The 19,541-nt window shown below is 67.9% G+C and carries 19 protein-coding genes; 8 read left to right on the top strand and 11 right to left on the bottom strand.

The window, feature by feature from the left end; all coding sequences use genetic code 11:
* Positions 1-10 precede the first annotated feature (10 nt).
* The 3 genes from ABQE93_RS18660 to ABQE93_RS18650 all read right to left on the bottom strand — a co-directional run bounded on the left by ABQE93_RS18660 (position 11) and on the right by ABQE93_RS18650 (position 3,361).
* The gene (locus ABQE93_RS18660; RefSeq protein WP_448409626.1) at positions 11-592 is read right to left on the bottom strand and encodes a TetR/AcrR family transcriptional regulator; all 582 of its coding nucleotides are present in this window, start codon (positions 590-592) and stop codon (positions 11-13) included.
* Positions 592-1,857 (bottom strand): cytochrome P450, encoded by a 1,266-nt coding sequence (locus ABQE93_RS18655; RefSeq protein WP_448409627.1) that lies wholly within the window; start codon positions 1,855-1,857, stop codon positions 592-594. Before ABQE93_RS18655 ends, ABQE93_RS18660 begins: the two co-directional genes overlap by 1 nt.
* A 184-nt stretch (positions 1,858-2,041) precedes the next feature.
* Entirely contained in the window at positions 2,042-3,361 is a 1,320-nt protein-coding gene (locus tag ABQE93_RS18650) for an FAD-binding oxidoreductase (RefSeq protein WP_448409755.1), read from the bottom strand.
* A gap of 120 nt (positions 3,362-3,481) precedes the next feature.
* On the opposite strand from ABQE93_RS18650, the gene ABQE93_RS18645 reads away from it, so the two are divergent.
* A complete protein-coding gene (locus ABQE93_RS18645) occupies positions 3,482-6,115 on the top strand; it encodes a helix-turn-helix transcriptional regulator (protein ID WP_448409629.1) in 2,634 nt (877 codons plus the stop codon).
* Here the strand turns inward: ABQE93_RS18645 and ABQE93_RS18640 are convergent.
* A complete protein-coding gene (locus ABQE93_RS18640) occupies positions 6,112-6,267 on the bottom strand; it encodes a hypothetical protein (RefSeq protein ID WP_448393589.1) in 156 nt (51 codons plus the stop codon). The two genes, ABQE93_RS18645 and ABQE93_RS18640, sit on opposite strands and share 4 nt — an antisense overlap.
* 159 nt (positions 6,268-6,426) lie before the next feature.
* Entirely contained in the window at positions 6,427-7,677 is a 1,251-nt protein-coding gene (locus ABQE93_RS18635; protein WP_448409757.1) for a multidrug efflux MFS transporter Tap, read from the bottom strand.
* A gap of 62 nt (positions 7,678-7,739) precedes the next feature.
* Between ABQE93_RS18635 and ABQE93_RS18630 the strand changes: the two genes are divergently transcribed.
* Positions 7,740-8,564 carry a uracil-DNA glycosylase gene (locus tag ABQE93_RS18630; RefSeq protein WP_448409631.1) on the top strand — a complete coding sequence of 275 codons (825 nt, stop codon included), beginning with the start codon at positions 7,740-7,742 and terminating at the stop codon, positions 8,562-8,564.
* Here the strand turns inward: ABQE93_RS18630 and ABQE93_RS18625 are convergent.
* Positions 8,503-9,099 carry a TetR/AcrR family transcriptional regulator gene (locus ABQE93_RS18625; protein ID WP_448409632.1) on the bottom strand — a complete coding sequence of 199 codons (597 nt, stop codon included), beginning with the start codon at positions 9,097-9,099 and terminating at the stop codon, positions 8,503-8,505. The two genes, ABQE93_RS18630 and ABQE93_RS18625, sit on opposite strands and share 62 nt — an antisense overlap.
* A gap of 111 nt (positions 9,100-9,210) precedes the next feature.
* Here ABQE93_RS18625 and ABQE93_RS18620 point away from each other — a divergent pair, with 111 nt between their 5' ends.
* Both ABQE93_RS18620 and ABQE93_RS18615 read left to right on the top strand, forming a co-directional pair.
* Positions 9,211-10,458, top strand: a complete 1,248-nt coding sequence (locus ABQE93_RS18620; RefSeq protein WP_448409633.1) for an FAD-dependent oxidoreductase — start codon at positions 9,211-9,213, stop codon at positions 10,456-10,458.
* Between the two features lie 7 nt (positions 10,459-10,465).
* Positions 10,466-11,503, top strand: coding sequence for an LLM class flavin-dependent oxidoreductase (locus ABQE93_RS18615; RefSeq protein ID WP_448409758.1), 1,038 nt, complete (start codon positions 10,466-10,468; stop codon positions 11,501-11,503).
* Between the two features lie 32 nt (positions 11,504-11,535).
* On the opposite strand, the gene ABQE93_RS18610 is transcribed toward ABQE93_RS18615, so the two are convergent.
* Genes ABQE93_RS18610 through ABQE93_RS18600 form a run of 3 tightly spaced genes read right to left on the bottom strand, consistent with a single transcriptional unit; the run spans position 11,536 to position 12,914 of the window.
* Complete coding sequence (locus ABQE93_RS18610; protein WP_448409635.1) at positions 11,536-11,988, bottom strand: nitroreductase family deazaflavin-dependent oxidoreductase; 453 nt, start codon at positions 11,986-11,988, stop codon at positions 11,536-11,538.
* A 4-nt stretch (positions 11,989-11,992) separates the two neighbouring features.
* Positions 11,993-12,430 carry an HIT family protein gene (locus ABQE93_RS18605; protein ID WP_448409636.1) on the bottom strand — a complete coding sequence of 146 codons (438 nt, stop codon included), beginning with the start codon at positions 12,428-12,430 and terminating at the stop codon, positions 11,993-11,995.
* Positions 12,431-12,446: 16 nt separating this feature from the next.
* Complete coding sequence (locus ABQE93_RS18600; RefSeq protein ID WP_448409638.1) at positions 12,447-12,914, bottom strand: VOC family protein; 468 nt, start codon at positions 12,912-12,914, stop codon at positions 12,447-12,449.
* Positions 12,915-13,102: 188 nt separating this feature from the next.
* Between ABQE93_RS18600 and ABQE93_RS18595 the strand changes: the two genes are divergently transcribed.
* Together ABQE93_RS18595 and ABQE93_RS18590 are read left to right on the top strand one after the other, a co-directional pair.
* Positions 13,103-13,900 carry an AraC family transcriptional regulator gene (locus ABQE93_RS18595; RefSeq protein WP_448409639.1) on the top strand — a complete coding sequence of 266 codons (798 nt, stop codon included), beginning with the start codon at positions 13,103-13,105 and terminating at the stop codon, positions 13,898-13,900.
* An 18-nt stretch (positions 13,901-13,918) separates the two neighbouring features.
* A complete protein-coding gene (locus tag ABQE93_RS18590) occupies positions 13,919-15,295 on the top strand; it encodes an amidase (protein ID WP_448409640.1) in 1,377 nt (458 codons plus the stop codon).
* On the opposite strand, the gene ABQE93_RS18585 is transcribed toward ABQE93_RS18590, so the two are convergent.
* Positions 15,292-15,783 carry a DNA-deoxyinosine glycosylase gene (locus tag ABQE93_RS18585; RefSeq protein ID WP_448409641.1) on the bottom strand — a complete coding sequence of 164 codons (492 nt, stop codon included), beginning with the start codon at positions 15,781-15,783 and terminating at the stop codon, positions 15,292-15,294. The genes ABQE93_RS18590 and ABQE93_RS18585 overlap by 4 nt on opposite strands.
* A gap of 40 nt (positions 15,784-15,823) precedes the next feature.
* Here ABQE93_RS18585 and ABQE93_RS18580 point away from each other — a divergent pair, with 40 nt between their 5' ends.
* Together ABQE93_RS18580 and ABQE93_RS18575 are read left to right on the top strand one after the other, a co-directional pair.
* On the top strand, positions 15,824-16,939 hold the full coding sequence (locus tag ABQE93_RS18580; protein ID WP_448409642.1) for an adenylate/guanylate cyclase domain-containing protein: 1,116 nt from the start codon (positions 15,824-15,826) through the stop codon (positions 16,937-16,939).
* A gap of 14 nt (positions 16,940-16,953) precedes the next feature.
* Positions 16,954-17,358 carry a hypothetical protein gene (locus ABQE93_RS18575; protein WP_448409643.1) on the top strand — a complete coding sequence of 135 codons (405 nt, stop codon included), beginning with the start codon at positions 16,954-16,956 and terminating at the stop codon, positions 17,356-17,358.
* On the opposite strand, the gene ABQE93_RS18570 is transcribed toward ABQE93_RS18575, so the two are convergent.
* Positions 17,342-19,540, bottom strand: a complete 2,199-nt coding sequence (locus ABQE93_RS18570; RefSeq protein ID WP_448409644.1) for a heavy metal translocating P-type ATPase — start codon at positions 19,538-19,540, stop codon at positions 17,342-17,344. The genes ABQE93_RS18575 and ABQE93_RS18570 overlap by 17 nt on opposite strands.
* Position 19,541 lies beyond the last annotated feature (1 nt).

Here is a 19,541-nt window from a genome sequence, read left to right as displayed (position 1 = left end):
GCTCCGGGCGCTACTGGGTGGCCTGACTGCTCGGCACCATGATCGGCACGACGAACTCCTCGAGCATCGAGCGTTCGTCGGCTTCGTCGTGACCCGGGAAGACCAGCAGCGACGTCATCACCCGCACCAGCCAGCGGGCCCGATGCGCCACCACTTCGGGTTCATCGGGCGCCAGCGAGATCACGAACGCTTCGGTCAGTGCCCTGATCACCTCTGACTGCTCGGCCATCTCGGCCCCGATGGGCCGTTGCGTCTTGGCGAACCACGATGCCAGCGCGGGGCTTTCGCGCGCGTTGCGCAACGAGGCCATCATGCCCTCGATGAGGCGTTCCCGCGGGTCCGCCACCGAGGCGACCTGATCGGTCATCTCCCGGTACAGCCGGTAGGCCTCGCGGTGCACATAGGCGGTGTAGAGCGCATCGCGGCTGTCGAAGTACCGGTACAGGGTCGCGCGGGAACACCCTGCAGCCGAAGCGATTTCATGCATACCGACGGTGGCTGCCTCATGTTTGGCGAACAGCTCGCCCGCCGCATCCAAGATCCGGTCCGCGGCGACCTCGGTGCGTCGCGCGGCCAGCCAGTCACCGGCCATCAGTGGCTCACCGTGAACGGGACGGACAGTGGTCGTCGCACGTAACTTCCTCCGGCCCAGACGATTCCGTCCTCATCCACCTCGAACTCCGGGATCCGGGCCAGCAGCTCGGTGAGCGCGACCCGCGACTGCATCCGGGCGGCCGCGGCGCCAAGGCAGTGGTGCGCACCGTGGCTGAAGGTCAGGATGTTGCGCGGGTTGCGCGTCACGTCGAGTTCGGCGGCGTCGTCGCCGAAATGGCGTTCGTCGCGGTTGGCCGATCCGTACAGCAGCATCACCCGCCGCCCTTCGGGAACCGTGGTGTCGTGAATCGTGACGTCGCGGGTCACCGTGCGGCCCAGCATCTGCACCGGCGAGGTCACCCGCAGGAACTCGTCGACGGAAGCCGGTATCAGATCAGGGTTTTCGACCAGCAGCCGGCGTTGGTCGGGTCGCTGGTGCAGCAGCTGCACCGAGCCGCCGAGCATGCCGGTGGTGGTGTCGTTGCCACCGGTCACCATCGTGAACGTGAACGCCAGGATCGACAGCACCCCCGCGATGTCACCGTCGGCGCCCACGCCCGCCGACACCAGGTGCGAGACGGTGTCGTCCTCGGGTTCGATGCGGCGACGTTCGATCAGCGCGGTGAAGTACGCCATCATCCCGCCGACCGCGTCACCGGCGGTGCCCAGGGCACCGGTGATCCCGCCCTCGGCGGTGCTGGCAGCCACGATCGCGTCGGTCCAGCCGTCGAACTTGCCGCGGTCCTCCTCGGGGACACCGAGATAGTGCGCGACCACCATCGACGGCAGCGGCTTGAACAACTCGGCGACGATGTCGCCGCCGCCGTTGGCCCGGATGCGTTCGATTCGCTCGATGACGAACTCGCGCACCTTGGGTTCGACCGCCTCGACCTGCCGCGGGGTGAACCCGCGCGCCACCAGCTTGCGGAACTCGGTGTGCACCGGCGGGTCCTGCATGACCATCGGCGGGTTGTCGGCCAGCCCGATCATTTCGAGTTCGCCGTAGTTGACCGTCAGCCCCTGCGCCGACGAGAACGTCTCGTGGTCCCGCGCGGCCGCCCAGATGTCGGCGTGCCGGGACAGCACGTAGTAGTCGCGGGGGTGAGCCCCCGATGTGCCGGAGTCGGGTCTGCCCTCGGGCACGACGTGGTGCACGGGATCGTGATCGCGCAGCGCCGTGTACATCGCCCACGGAGCAGCCCAGGTGTCGGCGGTGGCGAGCTGAAAACGCACCGGCGACTCATGAGACAGAGTAGCTGTCATGTCTCATTGGTATGACACCACCTGGGACTGTGTCAATAGCTGCTGGCGATTTCGTCGGCGCCGCCGCTCGGTTCGCTCGCGAAACGTACACCAGGGCCGTGCTCTCGGGTCGAACCACGACCCTGGTGTACATCTCGCGAAAACGGTGTACATCTCGCGAAAACCCAGCCGAAACCGCCGGGTGTCAGATGCCCGCGCCGGGGTTGAGGATGTTGTCGGGGTCCAGCGCGGCCTTGACGCGACGGTTGAGTTCCATCGCCTCGGGGCCGAGTTGACCGGCCAGCCAGGGCCGCTTGAGCCGCCCGACACCGTGTTCACCGGTGATCGTGCCGCCGAGGCCGACGGCGAGGTCCATGATCTCGCCGAACGCCGCGTGCGCGTGTTCGGTCATCTCGGCATCGGCGGGGTCGTACACGATCAGCGGGTGGGTGTTGCCGTCGCCGGCGTGGGCGATCACCGAGATCATCAAATCGTGGTTCGCGGCGATCTTGCTCACCCCGGCCACCAGGTCGGCCAGCGCGGGCAGCGGCACGCCGACATCTTCGAGCAACAGCGAACCCTTGGCCTCCACGGCGGGAATCGCGAAGCGCCGGGCGGCGACGAACGCCTCACCCTCCTGCGGGTCCGATGTCGAAAACACTTCTCTGGCAGCGTGTTCGGTGAAGACCTGAGCCATGAACTCCGCGTCGGCGGCACCTGAGGGGCCGCGGTCGTCGCTGGCGGCGACCATCATCGCGGCCGCACTGCGGTCCAGGCCCATCCGCAGTTTGTCCTCGACGGCGTTGATGGCCGTCGAGTCCATGAACTCCATCATCGACGGTCGGATCCTGGCGGTGATGGCGACGACGGCGTTGGCCGCGGCTTCCACCGAGTCGAACGTGGCCACCACCGTGCATGCGGTGTTCTGCGCAGGCAACAGCTTGAGCGTGACCTCGGTGACGACGCCCAGCGTGCCCTCGCTGCCGACGAACAGCTTGGTCAACGGCAACCCCGCGACGTCCTTGAGCCGCGGCCCGCCCAACCGCACCGCGGTGCCGTCGGCCAGCACCACCTGCAACCCGAGCACGTAATCGGTCGTGACGCCGTACTTCACACAACACAGCCCACCGGCGTTGGTCGCGATGTTGCCGCCGATGCTGCAGATCTGAAACGACGACGGGTCCGGCGGATACCACAGCCCGTACTCGGCGACCGCCTGCTTGACCTCGGCGTTGAGCAGCCCCGGTTGCACGACGGCCGTGCGGGTGACCGGATCGACGGCGATATCGCGCATCTTCTCGGTCGACAGCACGATCGCCCCGTCCAGTGCGGTTGCGCCGCCGGAGAGCCCGGTGCCCATCCCGCGCGGTACGACGGCGATCTTGTGCTTGGTGGCCCAGCGCAGCGTCGCCTGCACATCTTCGGTGCTGCGCGGACGCACCACGGCCAGCGGCGTTCCCGCGCTCGGATCGAACGCGCGGTCGTGCCGATACGACGCCAGGATGTCGGGATCGGTTACGACCATGCCTTCCGAACCCTCGGGCGTTTGGGCGATCAACTCGTCCAGGGCGAAGTTCACACCGCAATCCTACGAGAGCTCGCGAAATCCGAACGCTGCCAACCGACCAGAGGTTATAGTCGCGCCGTGATCAGCGGGAATCCGCTGGCTGGGCGCGACGGCGAGTTGCATGCGATTCGCCGGGCGCTTGGCGGGGGTGGCCACACAGCCGGCGTCGTGATCGTCGGGTCTGCAGGCGTGGGCAAGACCCGGTTGGCCCGCGAGGTGCTGACTCGGGCAGAGAGCGCCGGTGGGCGCACCAACTGGATCGTCGGAACGGAGTCCGCGCGGGCGCTCCCGCTCGGCGCGTTCACCGCCGTGCTGGGCGATTCGATGGCCGATCCCATGCCCAATGTGCGACGCGTGATCAATTCCTTTGTCGCCCAACAACGTCGGGGCCGAGTGCTGATCGGTGTCGATGACGCCCATCTGCTGGACGGATTGTCCGCGCACGTCGTGCACCAGCTCGCGCAGAGCCGCGATGCCCGTCTGGTGGTGACCGTGCGCTCCGGCGCAGACGAGCCCGACGCCGTCACCGCGCTGTGGAAGGACGGGCTGCTGACCCGCCTGGACCTGGAACCGCTATCGGCAGAGCCGACCCGCGCCATGATCGAGGACGTGCTCGGCGGCGCCGTCGACGCGCGCAGCGCCCGCCGGTTCTGGAAACTCACCGACGGTAACGCCCTGTTTCTGCAGCAGCTCGTCAAGGACCAGGTCGCCGCGGGACGGATGCGGTGCACGGCCGGGGTGTGGATGTGGGACGACGACGTCGCGGTGTCGCAGAACATCAGCGACATGGTCGGCAGGCAGTTGCGTGAACTCGACCCGCACGTGGCCCTTGTCGTGGACACCCTGTCGCAGTGTGAGCCGCTGGCCGTCGACGTGCTGTGCGATCTGGTGCGCCGCGCCGACCTCGAGGCCGCTGAGCAGTTGCACCTGGTCACCGTCGAGCGCACGGCCGCAACCCTGATGGCCCGGCTGGCCCATCCGCTGTTCGGCGAATTGCGCCGGGCCACGGCGGGGGAGATGTATTTGTCGAAAGTCCGTGGCAGGTTGGCCGAACGGCTCGCCAAGGATCCCGACCTCGACATGCGGGCGACGGTGCGCCGTGCGCTGCTGGCACTCGACTCCGACCTGCCCCCCGACCCCCAGCTGTGCCTGCAGTCCGCGCGTTACGCGATGACGCTTCTGGACCTCGACCTCGCCGAGCGTTTCGCCGCGGCGGCCGCGGCGGCCGACGCGCCCGAGGCGCCCGCGATCCGGGCGATGAACCTGCTTCTGCTGGGCCGCGGCGATCAGGCCGAGGACGCGCTGCGGCAACTGAGCGCGCAGGGCGCCGACGACCCCCATCGGTGGGCCACCCTGCGGGCCACCAATCTGATCTGGATGCTGGGCCGCAGCCAGGACGCCAGGGCGATCCTCGAGGCGTTGGCGCGAGGGCCGGAGTCGGCTGCCGAGCGGACTGCCCGCATCGCGATCGAGGCGTGCGTGGACGCGGTCTCGGCCCGCTGTGACATCGCAGAGGAAAAGGCCAGGGCCGCACTGGATTCCGGTTTGTTGACAGATCTTCACGCGATGATGGCGGCCGTCGCGCTGACCATGGCGCTTGGTGCGTTGGGGCGCGCCGAGGAACTGACGACGGTGGCAGACGCGGCGCTGGACCGTGCCATGACCTCGTTTCAGGCGTCGCACATGCGGTTCTGGTTCGCCAGCGTGTACGCGCGCGCCTGCCGCCTGACCGGACGGGTCAGTGAATGCGACGCGATGGTGCAGCGGCTCGCCGAATCCGCGACCGAAATCCCCAGCCTTGCCTACGCGAACCTGGCGTCGCTGTTGGGCAATTTTGAGCTGATGCGCGGAAACGCCAAGATCGCGGTGAAGCTTATGCACGAGGCCCTCGCAGGTGTCGAAAGACATGGTGTGACAACGGGTCTGCGACCGGCAACATACTTTGCGTTAGCCGAGGGGCACGCGAAGCTCGGTGAGGCCGAAGCGGCCAGCGCGGCGGTGGCCGACGCTCAATCGTGCGTTCCATCCGACTACCTGTTCATGCAGACAGCGCTGAGCATCGCGACCGGGTGGGCGCTGGCCGCGAACGGCTGCCTGGCCGAAGCCATCGCGACCGTGGGGTCAGCGGCACGCCAAGCCCGTGAGCGCCGGCAGCCCACGCACGAACTCGCCTGCCTGCAGGCCGCGGCGCAGTGGGGGGACACCACATGGGCGGGCCGGTCACGTGAGCTGGCCGACGAGTTGGCGTTACCCCTTGCCAGTGCCGTTGCCCGGCATACGGAATCGTTGGCCGCAGACGACGGGGAAGGGTTGATGGCCGCGTCCAACGAATACCTTGCGCTTGGTGACCGGGCCACCGCCGCCGACGCGGCCGCCCAGGCCGCGGTCGCCTTCACGCGCGGTCAACAGCGCAAGCGCGGGCTCTATGCCGCGGCGGTGGCCAAGGAACTCAGCGACGCCTGCGGCGGGCTCTGCACCCCCGCGCTGCGCGCCCCCGCCAGCCAGCCGCTGACCGGGCGCCAACGCGAAGTCGTCGAGTTGGTGGTGGCGGGCCTGTCGAACCGGGAGATCGCCGAGCGGCTGGTGATGTCGGTGCGCAGCGTCGAAGGCCACGTCTACCGCGCATGTCAACGGGTGGGCGCGAGCACCCGCGAGGAGTTGGCCGCGATCGCGCGGAAAGGCCCGTCGGCCGGGCGTCAGGTCGCTGGCTAGCGCGGCTCGTCGCTACCGGGTACGGCCTCTTCCAACAGCGTCTCTACCGCGCCGGCAAGGTAGGCCGCTGCGTAGTGACCGTCGCCGCGGCGCCGTTGATTCTTGAAGTAATCGAGTTCTCTACGCAGGTCATCGAGCGTTTCATCGCTCACCCTCGCCATGAATCCTCCACGCATGCCCAGTAGATCCCGGTGGCCGCCCCCACAGGGCCACCTATGGAGGTAACCATGAATTCGGCGAAACGTGTTGAAAATGAGCGTAGTTCTCACGCCAACTGCCCAACATCACCAATGTGTTTCAGCGGAAAACGCTCACGGCTCCACGCGCTCGGTGGCGGCCTGCGGCGTGCGGTCCAGCTCGCGCAGCGTCGGCAGGAAGACCGCGACCACCCCGAGCAGCACTATCGGCAGCGACAACGCCAGAAACGTCGTCTCCAACCCGGCGGCATCGGCCAACGGACCCGCGACGATCAACCCCAGCGGGCCGGCGGCATAGGCCAGCGACCCCATCACCCCGACCACCCGCCCGCGCAGATGCCGTGGTGCGCGGGTCTGCATGACGAAGTTGTAGATCGGTTGGATCGGTCCGTAGGCGAACCCGGCGAGCGCGGACAGCAACAGGATCACCGGCAACGGCGGCAGGAACGCGATGAACGACATCGCGATGCCCAGCGTCAGCACGGCGGTCAGCATCGTGACCCGTCGGCTCATAAACTTCGACGTCACCGCGTAACCCAGGGCGCCGGCCAGACCGCCGATGCTCAGCGCCATCAACACCCAGCCGAGCTGTGCCGGCTCGTCGCGGTCGGTGAAGTACTTCGGAAAAAGCACGCTCTCCATCGGCATGTACAGCCCGAACACCGCAAGATCGATCAGCGCCAGCAGCCGCAGCACCCGAAGGTTCCATACGAAGCGCAGCCCCTCGACAACCCCCTCCCAGACGCCTTCGGGTAGCTCACCGCGGTCCGGCGCGCCCGCGCCCTCCAACCGGAGCGCCGCCATCGACAGAATCGACAACACGAACACCGCGGCGGTCACCCACATCGTGTTCACCCCGCCGATGGTGGCGATCAGCAGCCCGCCGATCCCCGGGCCGACGATGTAGGCCAGGTTGAACACCGCCTCGTAGGCGCTGTTCGCCCGGTCCAGGGTCCACTCGGCCCGTTCGGCGGCTTCGGGCAGCATGGTCTCGCGTGCCGTCATGCCAGACGGGTCGAAGAACGCGCCCAGCGCCGCCAGGCTGGCCAGCACCGCGACGTTGAGCACCTCGACGCCGAACGTCAACGCCAGCACCGGCACCGCCGCCACCGAGAGCGCCGAGAGCGCGTCGGAGATCATCGACACCCGTCGACGACCCAGGTAGTCGACGGCCGCGCCGGCGATGATCGTCGCCACCAGCAACGGCAGCGACCCCGCCATGGCGACGATCGACGCATCCACCGCAGACCCGTTGCGCTGCAGCACAAGCCAGGGGAACGCGACCAGGGAGATGCCGTTGCCCGCACCGGCCGTCAAGGCGGAGAACAGGATCAGCACCATCGGTCCGCGCTTACTGTTCACCAGAGTATCTAACATCGCACAGGGCCGGTCGGCATCCGATTTTGGCGCCCGTGCACAGTGGTGTTGTGAAGTTGGCCCATCCGCGTACTGGAAAGCTCTTCGATTCCCCGGTGCCGCCCGGTAGCGGTTGGCCCGGTGACACGGCGACCCCGGACACCGCGGTGGCGACGACGGCTGCTCAGGTGGCGTCGATGGCTCAGGCCGCGCAGACCATCGAGGAGTTGGACGCCGCGATGTCGGTGTGCCGCGCCTGTCCGAGGCTGGTGGAGTGGCGCGAAGAGGTGGCCGTGCTGAAGCGGATATCCTTCGCGGGCGAACCCTATTGGGGGCGTCCCATACCGGGGCTGGGGGCCAAGCGGCCGCGGGTGATGATCGTCGGACTGGCGCCCGCGGCGCACGGCGCTAACCGCACCGGCCGGGTCTTCACAGGCGACCGCTCCGGGGACTTCCTCATCGCCGCGATGCACCGCACCGGGCTGGCCAATCAGGCGCTGTGCGTGGACGCGGCGGACGGGTTGCGGCTCAACAAGACTCGGGTGGCCGCCGCAGTCCGCTGCGCCCCTCCGGGGAACGCGCCGACGCCTGCTGAACGGGCCACCTGTGCGCCGTGGCTCGATGCCGAATGGCGGCTCACGTCCCCGACGGTGCGGGTGATCATCGCGCTGGGCGGGTTCGCATGGCGAGCAGCACTACAGATGGTGCGCACCGGAGGTGGAACGGTGCCTAAGCCCGCGCCCCAATTCGGCCACGGCGCAACGGCGAAGCTGGGCGACCTCACGCTGATCGGCTGCTATCACCCGAGCCAGCAGAACACGTTCACCGGCAAGCTCACCGCGCCGATGCTCGACGACGTGTTCCGGCAGGCCGCCGCTCTAGCATCCGTCGGATAGTCGCGAACTGCGCATCGGCCAGCCCGCCCAGCTCGGTCTGCGCGATCTCCTCGTAGTGGGCCACCGTCCATTCGTCGAACACCTGCAGAACCCGAAACACCAGCGAGATCTGGAGCGCTTCCGGCAGGTCGTCGCGCACGGCGCCGGATTGCCGCCCGACATGCAGCACGTCGGCCACCCAGGCGTGCACGGCGGCAAGGGTGTCGTTCACCGCGGCCTTCGCCGCGGCCGGGGCCTCGCTGTAGAACATCCGGCCCAACGTCAGGAACTCCTGTTGTCCTTGTGAGAGGTCGACCAACTCGGCGAAGAACTTCTCGAGCTGCTCCCAGAATGCGTCCCCACGAAATTGTTCTGGCCGGGGAACAACGATATTCTCGCCGACCGAATCGACCAATTCACCGACGACGAAATCAAACAACTCAGCTTTTGACGCAAATACGTAGTAGAACGAACTCTTGCTCATCTCACAGCGTTCGATGATGCGGTTCAGCGACGCCTCTTGGTAACCGGCCGAGGCGAATTCGGCCGCAGCCACGTCGACGAGACGCCGGCGTCGCTCCGGTGGCATGCGCTTGATTCGGCTCGCGGTCACGCCTCATCCTAACCGAGTGGACCGGGTGGTCCAGTCAATGGTAGCGTGGGAAATATGTTCAGTCCGACCATCCTCGAAAAGCAATATGCGCAGGCCGCCGATGATCCGCTGCGGGTACTTGTCGTCGGCGCGGGCATCGCCGGCCTGGCCGCCGCGCAGCTGCTGCGCCGCGCCGGCCACCATCCGGTGCTCATCGAGCGGGGCGACCAGAACTCGTCGGCCGGCTACATGCTGGCGCTGATGCCCATGGTCGACGTCGTGCTCGACGATCTCGGGGTGCACGAGCGCTACCGGGCGGCCAGCACGCCGCTGCAGCGCTACGCCGTGCACGGGCACACCGGACGCAAGCTGCGGGAGGACTCGATGTCGGCGATCCTCGAAAGCTTCGGCGACTACCGGGGTATCGCCCGCGGTGAGCTCATTGACGTGCTGTCCGGCGACGGCTGCCCGGTCACGTTCGGCTCCACAGTCGCCGAGCTGGCGGAGGGGCCCGACAGCGTCGAAGTCTCGGTGCGCACGCCGGAGCGCACTTACCGGCTGGCCTTCGATCTGGTCATAATCGCCGACGGAATGCATTCGGAGACCAGGGAATTGGTGTTGACGCCGCATTCGGCGGAGGTGGTCGACACCGGATGGGGCGGATGGGTGGTCTGGGCTCCGAGTGACGGTGACCCAGATCTCGGCGAAGAATGGTGGGGCGCAGGTATTTTCGCCGCCCGATATCCCGTCAAAGACGAAGTCGGCGTGTTCGTCGGAGGCCCTCGCGCCGATACGGCGGCGGGCCCTGCCGCTTTCGTTGCGCAAATCCGCCGCCAGCTCGACGAGATCAGCCCGCGGTTGCAGCGTGCGCTGCAGGCGGTACTCGACGATCCCGAACCGTACTACTGGGCTTTGACCGACTGTCGGGCGCCGACGTGGATCACCGGGCGCACGGTGCTGCTCGGTGACGCCGCCGCTGGGTTTTTACCCACCGCCGGGATCGGCGCGGGGATGGCGATGGAGTCGGCGTGGACGCTGTGCCAACTGCTGCGCCATAGCGACGACATAGACCTGGCGGACCTGCTGCGCGGCTATGAACGCATCCAGCGTCCACGCGTCGAGTCCGCCCAGGACAATTCGCGCCGGCTCGCCTCGCTGATGTTTCGCCGCAGCAGGTTGTTGGCGGTGGCTCGTGAGGTGGCGATGCGCTTCGTCAGCGTGGAACGGGCGCTTCGTCCGATCCAACGGTTGCTGCAGGAGCAACCCGACGCGCGCGCGCTGTTCAGCGCGGCCAGGGAACGTATAGGTGCGCCACCGCGTTGACATGAGCATGCGGCTTTCTGTTCTTGACCTCGTACCGGTTCGTACCGATCAGTCGACCGCTGATGCGTTGGCGGCGTCGACGCAGCTTGTCAAGACCGCCGACGGCCTCGGCTACACCCGATTCTGGGTCGCCGAGCACCACAACATGCCGTCGGTCGCGGCGACCAGCCCGCCGGTGTTGATCGCGCACCTGGCTGCACACACGACACATATCCGGGTGGGCTCGGGTGGTGTGATGTTGCCCAACCACGCACCGCTTGCCGTGGCCGAGCAGTTCGCGCTGCTGGAGGCCGCCCATCCCGGGCGTATCGACCTCGGCATCGGCCGGGCGCCCGGTTCGGACCCGGTGACCTCCTGGGCCCTGCGCAACGCCGCCGGTCGCGATGATCGCGACATCGAAGCGTTCCCTGACTATCTCGATGACCTCGTCGCGCTGATGGGCGAGCGCGGCGTGCGAGTACCGATCCCCAACGAGCGCTACATCCTCAAGGCCACCCCGGCCGCGGTGACGGTGCCGAAACTGTGGCTGCTGGGCTCATCGATGTACTCGGCGCACCTGGCCGCGGCCAAGGGGTTGCCGTACGTGTTCGCCCACCACTTCTCCGGTAAGGGCACCGCCGAGGCGCTCGAGGTGTACCGATCGAAGTTCCGCCCCAGCGATCACACCCCTGAACCGGTGACGTTCCTGACCGTCAACGCGGTGGTGGCTGAAACGCCGGAGGAGGCAACGGCTTTGATGTTGCCGAACCTGCACATGATGGCTCGGCTTCGCACGGGCCAGCCCCTCGGTCCGCTCGAGATCGTCGAGGACGCCGAAGCGGCGACGTTGACGCCGCACGCGCAGCGAATCGCCGAAGACGCCTTACAGCGCGCGGTCGTCGGCACCCCAACGGAAGCGGCCGAGCAGATGCGGGCCCTGGCCGCCGAGTTCGACGTCGACGAGATCATGGTCAACCCGGTCGCGTCCGCGCGCCGCGGCACCGACCCGGCCACCGCGCCCGCGCGCGACAAGACGTTGGAACTGCTCGCCAAAGAACTGTTCTGACACCGCGAGCAGATGTTCACGTCTGCTTGCGCTCAAATACGAGGCGTCAGAACGACGACGGGAATCTGGCGCGATGTCCGCTTCTGGTAGTTCTGGTATCGGTCCGCGTTGTTCTCGTTGACGATGCGCCACAGCCGCGGGTAGTCGGGATCGTCGGCGAGCACCGGCTTGGCCGTCACCGCGAACCGCTTGGGGCCGACGTTGATCTCGACGTTCGGGTCGGCCTTCAGATTGTGGTACCAGCCGGGGGATTTGGGGTCCCCACCCTTGGACGCGACGACGAGGTAACTGTCACCGTCCGTGGCGTAGGTCAACGAGTTAGTGCGCTGGATCCCGGTCTTGGCGCCGACGGTGTGCAGCAGCAGGTTGGGCGGGGTACCGGGCAGGATGCGGTGCCCGATGCGGCCGTTGGTCCCTCGGTAGATCTTGTCGTGCAGCCTCAGCATCGGCAGACCGATGTATCGCTCCCACAGGGGCATGCTCATGTGCTCAGTCTTGCGCAGCCGAGTCGAGTTGCGCCAGTGCCTCCCGCAGCAGTCGTCCGCTCTCTTCGCGGTCGGGATCGTGGCGCAGCAGCATGCCCTTGGCGAAGGAGAGCTTGTCACCGTCGCGTCGCGGCAACACGTGCAGGTGAATGTGGAACACGGTTTGGAACGCGGCTTTTCCGTCGTTGATCACGACGTTGTTGCCGTCGGCGTGCAGCCCGGAGTTTCGGGCGGCCCGCGCGATGCGCTGGCCGAGCTTGACCATGGCCGCGACGGTCTCCGGTGGGGTGTCGGTCAGATCGACCGTGTGGCGTTTGGGGATGACGAGCGTGTGACCTCGGGTGAAGGGGCGGATGTCGAGCACGGCGAGGTAGTGGTCGTCCTCGTAGATCCGGATGGCCGGGGCCTCACCGGCGACGATCTGGCAGAACACACAAGACATTCCGCCACGTTAGCGGTTATGTGTTCGCCGTCGCCCACTCGGCCAGCCGGCGGTCGCGTTCCTCGGGTGAGACGTCCTCGACCCGGGTCATCACCGTCCAGCGCTGACCGAACGGGTCGAGGATCGACGCGAACCGGTCGCCGGTGACGAAGGTCTGCGCGGGCTCACGAACGGTGGCGCCCGCATGCTCGGCCTTGGCGACGACGGCGTCGACGTCTGGGCAATACAGCGCGAGGGAATGGGTGGCCGCGGCGCTGCGATCGGGTGCGGCGATGTCGTAGGCCTGCGCGGGGTCGCCGAGCTGGAGCCGGCCGTTGCCGAAACCCAGTTCGGCGTGCACCACGGTGCCGTCGGGGCCGTCCATCCGGTCGACGACCGTCGCGCCGAACACCGACACGTAGAAGTCGATGGCCTGCGAGGCTCCGTCGACGCACAGGAACGGGGTCAGGCTGGTGTAGCCGTCGGGAATCGATTTCACGCTCATGGCGACAAGTTTCGCCGACCGCCGGAGGCGTTGAATTGGAGATTCGCGACACGATCCCGGCGTGATGGAAGGCAGGCTCGCAGTGGGATGGATACGCTGGCCGGCAGGTAGGCCGTGATCCGAATGGAGTAGGGGGTTCCTTGCCGAAATTCGCGCAGGAGGGAGGGCCGGAAGCACGTTCGGCGCCCATGCGCGGCGTGGTCGGCCGGGCGCACACCGCGTCGACGTTCGATCTGGACAAGTGGGCCCCGTCCGATGCGACGGCCCGCTTCGTCGAATACTTCTGGTCAGTGCAGTGGGACCTTCGCGACCAAGAGCCGTTCGACAGCACGGTGATCACCTTTCCTTCGATGCACATCACCCACGAGTGGGGAGATGACAGCCCGCGGCACGGCTTTTCGTTACCGAACACGTTGGTGCACGGCGTGGTCGAACGGGTCTTTCACACGACGATCGCCGCGCGGGGCACCGTCGTCGGCGCGCGGTTCCTGCCCGGCGGGTTCGCCGCCCGGTTCGGCCGCGACGCCGCCGAGTTCACCGGCCGCATAGCGCCCGCCGACGCCGAGTTATTCGACGAGCCAATCGATCTCGACGATGAGATCGGCGCGGCATCGAAAGGTCTGGACAACGCGATCGGTGCGTACGACGGGCCGCTGGACCCCACGTACCAAGCCGTGACCGCGTTGCTCGACCGGATCCGCGACGACGGCCGACTACACCGCGTAGAACAGGTGATGCAGCTTTCACCGTGGAGTGCCCGAACGACGCAGCGCATCGTCCGCCGTTATGTGGGAGTGCCCGTCAAGTGGGTGTTGTGCCGCTACCGGCTGCAGCACGCGGCGCTGGAGATCGAAAGCCACGCCGATGTGGACTTCGCCGACCTCGCGGCTCGCCTCGGGTGGTACGACCAAGCCCATTTCATCAACGACTTTCGCGCCATGCTGGGCTGCACACCCGGCGAGTACGCCACCCGTTACGGAGCCTGAGCCGCTACGCTGCCGCGGATGGACACCCGTGAGCTCGCATTCGCAGGTGCCGCCGAGCAGGCCAGGCGACTGGCGGCGGGCACGATCACCGCTCCGGAGTTGCTGGAGCGCTACCTGGACCGCATCGCGCAGCTCGATCCGCTGCTGAGGACCTTTCGCGTGGTCCTCGCCGACTCGGCACGCCAGGAAGCCGGTGTCGCACAGGATCGGCTCAACGCGGGAGAGCGGCTTCCGCTGCTTGGCGTGCCGATCGCCATCAAGGACGACGTCGATGTCGCCGGGGCGACGACGACGTATGGGACTGCGGCCCACGGCCCATCGCGTACCCGGGATGCCGAGGTGGTGCAAAGGTTGCGTGACGCGGGCGCGGTGATCATCGGCAAGACCGCGGTGCCCGAGATGACGATCTGGCCGTTCACCGAGACCATCACGTACGGCGCGACGCGCAACCCGTGGAACACCGACTACACCCCGGGTGGCAGCAGCGGAGGCAGCGGCGCGGCGGTCGCTGCGGGCCTGACGGCGATGGCGCTGGGTTCCGACGGCATGGGGTCGATCCGGATCCCGTCGACGTGGTGTGGGTTGTTCGGCATCAAACCCCAACGGGACCGGGTGCCGATGGCGCCGCACGACGACGCGTGGAACGGGTTGAGCGTCAACGGGCCGATAGCCAGAACCGTCGAGGACGCCGCGCTGTTCCTCGACGTGTCGGCCGGCGGGTCGGCGTTCGTCGCTGCGGCAGGCAAAGAGCCGGGCCGACTGCGGATTGCGTTGAGCACCAAGGTTCCACCGCCGCTGGTCGCGCCGGTCGGTAAGGCGCAGCGGGCCGCCGTGCACGAGGCTGGTGCGCTGCTGCGCGAACTCGGCCACGACGTGATCGTGGCCGACCCGCACTATCCGCGCACAGCGGTGGCCCACGCGTTGTCGCGCTACTTTAAAGGGGTCTACGACGACGTGCAGACACTTCCGCACCCCGAGCTGCTTGAAGCGCGCACACGGGCGTTCGCCAGGGTCGGCGGCCTGCTCTCCGACCAGCGGATGCGTCGTATCCGCGGCACGGAAAGCCAACTCGCCGACGAGGTCCAGACGATCTTTGACGATGTCGACGTCGTTCTCACGCCCGGCACCGCGACCGGACCGTCGCGCATCGGCGCCTACCAACGGCGGGGCGCGATATCGACCCTGACCCTGGTGGCGGCACGCGTACCGTTTCAGGCGATCTTCAACGTGACCGGCCAGCCCGCGGCCGTCGTGCCGTGGGATGTGGACGGCACCGGTGTGCCGACGTCGATTCAGTTGGTCGGCCGCCCGTTCGACGAGGCCACGCTGCTGTCGCTGAGCGCACAGATCGAGAAGGCCCGGCCGTGGGCGCACCGCCGCCCGCCGGTGTCCTAGCCGAAGGCCGCGCGCCAAGCCGCCAGCTTGTCGTCGAGGCGCATCGTGTGCGCGGGGCTGGTCGACGGCAGCCGTCGGTATCGGGCAGTGGGCCGCGCGGCGACGAGGCGGCGGTAGTTGCGTTCGGCGGCCGCCCCGTTGAACAACACCAGCCCGATGCCCGGATACTCGGCAAACAGCTTGTGGAAATTGTTGGGCACCATGCTGTCTGGCTCCACTGCAGCATCGAGGCTGCCGACCCGCCGACATGACCGCAGCACATCCCACACCGCGATTCCGTGGTTTGTCAGCGCGCTCACCCGTTCGTGGTACGGATCGTCGGCGCCGAAACCGAAGATGTCGCCGGCGATCCGCCAGAACGTGTTGCGCGGATTGCCGTAGTACTGCTGGGCGGCCAACGACATCACGCTCGGCATATTGCCGAGGATCAGCGTATGCGCACCCTGCGCGATGATCGGTGGGAACCCGTGCAGCAGCGGCGTGGCCATGAGCCGAATATGACACGGCGCCGGGGTATACGTTGGGCCGGTGGCCGAAGATTTCGACATCGCGGCGTCCGGGCTGCTCGACGGCCTCGACGGCGACGCCCGCACCGAACGTACCGAGCTGATCGAATGGCTGTTGGGCCAGGGTTTCACGGTCGAGCAGATCCGCGGCGAGGTCTCGCCGATGCTGTTGCCGGCAGGCCGGCTCGTGGGCAACGACGGTGCGCACGTGTCGGCTCGGCAGATCTGCGAGGAAACCGGCATCGACCTGGAACTGCTCGAGGCCTTGCAGTCGGCGCTGGGGCTGCCCCGCGCCGAGGACCCCGACGCCGTCGTGCATCTGCGTGCCGACAGCGAAGCGGCGGTGCGCGCGAAGGTCTTCCTCGACATGGGGTTGAGCCGAGAGCAGGTGGTCTCGGTGGCCAGGGTGCTCGGCCACGGCCTCGCGCAGACCGCCGAAGCCATGCGTGAAGTCGTGCTCGAGGCGGTGATCACGCCCGGCGCCACCGAATTGCAGCTCGCGCAGGCCTACGAGAGCCTGGTGCGACAGGTCTCGCCACTGCTGGGCCCGCTGTGCGACGACGTGCTGCACATCCAGCTCCGGCACACGCTGGAAACCGAGGCTGTCAGCACCGCCGAACGCGCCGCAGGCGCGCTGCCCGGCGCACGCACGATCGCCGTGATGTTCGCCGACCTCGTCGGCTTCACCCGCCTCGGTGAGGCGGTACCGCCGGAGGAACTGGAGACCCTGGCCAGCCGGCTGGCCAGCCTGACCCACGACGCGGTCGCACCGCCGGTCCGGTTCGTCAAGACCATCGGTGACGCGGTGATGCTCGTCAGCACCGACCCGGTGGCGCTGCTCGACACGGCGCTCGAACTGCTTGCCGCAGCGGACAAGTACGACGACTTCCCGGCGCTGCGCATCGGCCTGGCGCTTGGCTCTGCCGTCAGCAGGGCCGGCGACTGGTTCGGCAGCCCGGTGAACTTGGCCAGTCGCGTGACGAGCGTGGCACGGCCGGACACCGTGCTGGTCGCCGAGAGTGCGCGGGACGTGATCGGCTCGGCCGACGGGTTCGCCTGGTCGTTCGCGGGTGCGCGTCGGCTCAAGGGCGTCAAGGGCGACGTCAAGCTGTTCCGGGCCCGACGAGAAGCCGGCTGACATACCATCCACACATGATCCGAGCAGCCACGGCTCTTTGGGTATCGACCGTCGCGCTGGCCGGTTTGGCGAGCGCAGCCACCGCGCACGCCCAGCCGCCACCGCTGCCGGGACCGTGCAACTTCACGCTGTCGCCCCCGCAGGTCGTGCAGGTGTCGGGCGCCGACATGGTCACCGCCACCGTGACCCCGGTCGGCTGTGCGGGCATGTTCGAACCGAAGTTCGGCGTGGCGTGCCTGCACGTCCAAGGCGGTCCGGGCAAGTGCACACAGTCCAGGGGGCCGGGGACGGCGCAGGTGTACGAGCCCTATCAGCCTGGCGCCACGTACGTCTCGTCGGGGCGGGGCTGTGGCGCGATGTTCGATTTCACCACCGACCCGAACTGCCAGCTGCTGGGGCCGGTTACCGCGACGCTGTGAAGCCGCGCAGCCGCAGGCTGTTGCTGACCACGAAGACAGAGCTGAAAGCCATTGCGGCGCCCGCGATCATCGGGTTGAGCAGACCGGCGGCGGCCAACGGCAGCGCGGCGACGTTGTAGGCGAACGCCCAGAACAGGTTGCCTTTGATCGTCGCCAACGTCTTGCGCGACAGCCGGATCGCGTCAGGGACGGCACGCAGGTCATCGCGCACCAATGTCAGATCGCTCGCCTCGATGGCGACGTCGGTGCCGCTACCCATGGCCAGGCCCAGATCGGCCTGCGCCAGCGCCGCGGCATCGTTGACGCCGTCGCCGACCATCGCCACCACCTTGCCGTCGGACTGCAGCCGCTTGACCGCGTCGACCTTCTCGTGGGGCAGCACCTCGGCGATCACCTCGTCGATGCCGACCTGACGCGCCACCGTCTCGGCGGCTGCCCTGTTGTCGCCGGTCAGCATCATCGGCGTCAGCCCGAGCGCGCGCAGTTCTGCGATGGCGTCGGCGGACGTGGACTTGACCGCGTCGGCGACCACCAGCACGCCGCGTGCGGTGCCGTCCCAGCCGACGACGACGGCGGTGCGTCCCTCAGATTCCGCGCGCCGCACGGCCTGGGCGAGGCCGTCGGGCATCGTCACCAACCGCTGCCTGCCAACGACGACGGCATGTCCGTCGACCACACCCTGCACGCCGAGACCGCGCAGGTTGGTGAACTCCTGCGCGACGGGCAGTGCGCCGAGCTTGTCGCGTGCGGCGGTGGCGATCGCCTTGGCGATCGGATGTTCGGAGCTGTCCTCCAGCGCACCTGCGAAGCGCAGCACCTGCTCGGGTTCCTCGCCGTCGGCGGCGATCACGTCGAGCAGCGTCATCGACCCCGTGGTGACCGTGCCCGTCTTGTCCAGCACGATGGTGTCGATGCGCCGCGTGGACTCCAACACCTCGGGGCCCCTGATCAGAATGCCCAGCTGTGCACCGCGGCCGGTGCCGACCATCAGCGCTGTCGGCGTGGCCAGCCCCAGCGCACACGGGCACGCGATGATCAGCACCGCCACCGCCGCCGTGAACGCGGTTGCCGCCGATCCCGTTGTGGCCAGCCAGAATCCGAGTGTCGCCAGCGCCAACGCGATGACGATCGGCACGAAGACGCCGGAGATCCGGTCAGCCAGCCGCTGCACCCGGGCCTTCTCGCTCTGCGCATCCTCGACCAGCCGGGCCATCTGCGCCAGCTGGGTGTCGGAGCCGACCCGGTTGGCCCGCACCAACAGCCGGCCGTCGACGTTGATCGTCGCGCCGATCACCTGATCACCGGGACCTACGTCCACCGGCACCGACTCGCCGGTCAACATCGATGCGTCTACCGCTGAATCACCTTCGACGACAACACCGTCGGTGGCGACCTTCTCACCCGGACGCACCACGAACTGGTCACCAACCATCAGCTGGTCGACCGGAATACGTTGTTCGGCACCGTTTCTGAGGATGACGACGTCCTTGGCCCCCAGTTCCAGCAGCGCGCGAAGTGCCGCGCCCGCCCGGCGCTTGGCGCGGGCTTCGAAGTACCGCCCGGCAAGGACGAACGTCGTCACCCCGGCGGCCACCTCCAGGTAGATGTTGCCGCTGCCGTCGGTGCGGCTGATCGTCAACTCGAAGGGGTGGGTCATGCCCGTAACGCCCGCGGTGCCCCAGAACAGCGCGTAGATCGACCACCCGAATGCCGCGAGGGTGCCCATCGAGATCAGGGTGTCCATCGTCGCGGTGCGGTGTCGCAGATTCGTCCAAGCGGCGTGGTGGAAGGGCCACGCGCCCCAGACCACCACGGGCGCGGCCAGCGTCAGCGACAACCACTGCCAGTTCGGAAACTGCAGCGCAGGCACCATCGCCATCGCAATTACCGGCACCGTCAGCGCCAACGAGATCAGCAGCCGCCGCCGCAGCGATGCGGCCGGGTCGTCCTCCTGCGCGGCAGCGGGGTCCTCGGCGGTGGGCAGATGCGCCTGGTATCCGGCCGCTTCGACCGTGCTCACCAACGACTCTGGAGCCACGTCGTCGTTGTAGGTGACGCGCGCTTTCTCGGTCGCGAAGTTGACGGTCGCGCTCACGCCGTCAATCTTGTTGAGTTTCTTCTCGATCCGGTTGGCGCAGGACGCACACGTCATCCCGTCGATCGACAGCTCGATCGTCGACATG

It is taken from the genome of Mycolicibacterium sp. XJ662, from assembly GCF_053484035.1.
This window is presented reverse-complemented; position numbering and strand designations above follow the sequence as displayed.

Excerpts from the sequence above, each read along its gene's own strand:
- ABQE93_RS18660 (WP_448409626.1), bottom strand. The coding sequence starts at position 592 with ATGGCCGGTGACTGGCTGGCCGCGCGACGCACCGAGGTCGCCGCGGAC.
- ABQE93_RS18570 (WP_448409644.1), bottom strand. The coding sequence starts at position 19,540 with ATGTCGACGATCGAGCTGTCGATCGACGGGATGACGTGTGCGTCCTGC.
- ABQE93_RS18620 (WP_448409633.1), top strand. The coding sequence starts at position 9,211 with ATGTTCAGTCCGACCATCCTCGAAAAGCAATATGCGCAGGCCGCCGAT.
- ABQE93_RS18595 (WP_448409639.1), top strand. The coding sequence starts at position 13,103 with ATGCGCGGCGTGGTCGGCCGGGCGCACACCGCGTCGACGTTCGATCTG.
- ABQE93_RS18585 (WP_448409641.1), bottom strand. The coding sequence starts at position 15,783 with ATGGCCACGCCGCTGCTGCACGGGTTCCCACCGATCATCGCGCAGGGT.
- ABQE93_RS18655 (WP_448409627.1), bottom strand. The coding sequence starts at position 1,857 with ATGACAGCTACTCTGTCTCATGAGTCGCCGGTGCGTTTTCAGCTCGCC.
- ABQE93_RS18615 (WP_448409758.1), top strand. The coding sequence starts at position 10,466 with ATGCGGCTTTCTGTTCTTGACCTCGTACCGGTTCGTACCGATCAGTCG.
- ABQE93_RS18650 (WP_448409755.1), bottom strand. The coding sequence starts at position 3,361 with ATGGTCGTAACCGATCCCGACATCCTGGCGTCGTATCGGCACGACCGC.
- ABQE93_RS18600 (WP_448409638.1), bottom strand. The coding sequence starts at position 12,914 with ATGAGCGTGAAATCGATTCCCGACGGCTACACCAGCCTGACCCCGTTC.
- ABQE93_RS18575 (WP_448409643.1), top strand. The coding sequence starts at position 16,954 with ATGATCCGAGCAGCCACGGCTCTTTGGGTATCGACCGTCGCGCTGGCC.
- ABQE93_RS18610 (WP_448409635.1), bottom strand. The coding sequence starts at position 11,988 with ATGAGCATGCCCCTGTGGGAGCGATACATCGGTCTGCCGATGCTGAGG.
- ABQE93_RS18605 (WP_448409636.1), bottom strand. The coding sequence starts at position 12,430 with ATGTCTTGTGTGTTCTGCCAGATCGTCGCCGGTGAGGCCCCGGCCATC.
- ABQE93_RS18590 (WP_448409640.1), top strand. The coding sequence starts at position 13,919 with ATGGACACCCGTGAGCTCGCATTCGCAGGTGCCGCCGAGCAGGCCAGG.